This is a genomic window from Calditrichota bacterium, assembly GCA_013151735.1.
In the GTDB taxonomy this organism is placed as follows: domain Bacteria; phylum Zhuqueibacterota; class JdFR-76; order JdFR-76; family BMS3Abin05; genus BMS3Abin05.
The window spans coordinates 3852-5079 of record JAADHR010000191.1 but is presented as its reverse complement, the minus strand read 5'-3'; the positions used below and the strand labels follow the sequence as shown (position 1 = coordinate 5079).

Here is a 1228-nt window from a genome sequence, read left to right as displayed (position 1 = left end):
TCGAAAAAAAGGCTGCCTTTTACGACCGCCAGCTCCAAAAATACAACACGCGTCTGGGGTTTGTGGGGGACGCAAGGTTGAAAATTCCGGGCGACCTTTCGGGCGGTACCTTCAAACCTCACAGCGACAACGACGGTCTCTGGACGTCACTTTACATCGGGGCGGAATGCTTCCGTTACGCCGTGACACACGATCCCGAAGCCAAAAAGAATGCCCGAAAATCGCTGGACGCGCTCATGTGGTTGGAACGTGTGAACGGAATTCCCGGATTTATTTCCCGCTCAATTGTTCCTGCCGGTGAACCGGAACGCCTGCACTACGGAGGCGAATGGCACCTCACTCCCGACGGCAAGTGGGAATGGAAAGGCGACACCTCCAGCGACGAGGTGGACGGGCATTATTTTGCCTACGCCTGTTACTACGATTTAGCAGCTACGCCAAAGGAGAAAAAGGAAATCCGGGCCTATGTGAAACGGATTACCGATTACATTGTGGATCACGATTACTACCTTCTGGATCTGGACGGCAAACCAACTTTGTGGGGATTTTGGGGACCGCAGGAATTGAACGAAAAACTCAAACGCCTGGCGGAGCGGGGACTCAATTCCCTGGAAATCCTGTCCCATTTAAAGGTGGCCTACCACATTACCGGCGATGAAAAATACCAGAAGTGCTACCGCGACCTCATCGAGAAACACGGGTACGCCATTAACACGGTGCGGCAAAAACTCATCTGGCCGCACAGCATTATTAATCACAGCGACGACGAACTGGCGTTTGTGCCGTATTACCACTTGCTTCAGTATGAAACCGACCCCGAATTAGTGGCTATTTACCTTTCCAGCATTCAGCGCTCCTGGGAAATCGAACGCCCGGAAATCAGCACGTTTTTCAATTACGTGTACGGGGCCTCGATTTTTGCTCATCTTAATGATTGGCAAAATGTATTTGAAGATTTTCCCAAACCCGACGGCACCTATGATGCGCAGAAATGCCTGGCCTGGTTTAAAGACGTCCCGTTGGATCTGATTGACTGGACGGTGGACAACACGCACCGTACGGATTACAAGCAGAAATTTCGGGATCGTCATGGCCGGATCAGCCAAAGTGAGCGAGTATATCCCTATTCGGAGCGCCCGCTGATGCGCTGGAACGGAGACCCCTACGAGCTGCGCGGCGGAGACGGCGGGCGCACGCTCCGGGACGGCGCATTCTGGTTGCTGCCGTA

General features: G+C 53.1%; 1 protein-coding gene. It reads left to right on the top strand.

The genetic code is table 11. The features are described from left to right. On the top strand, nt 1-1228 hold a 1228-nt coding region (locus GXO76_13475), incomplete at both ends, for a transcriptional regulator (GenBank protein NOY78868.1).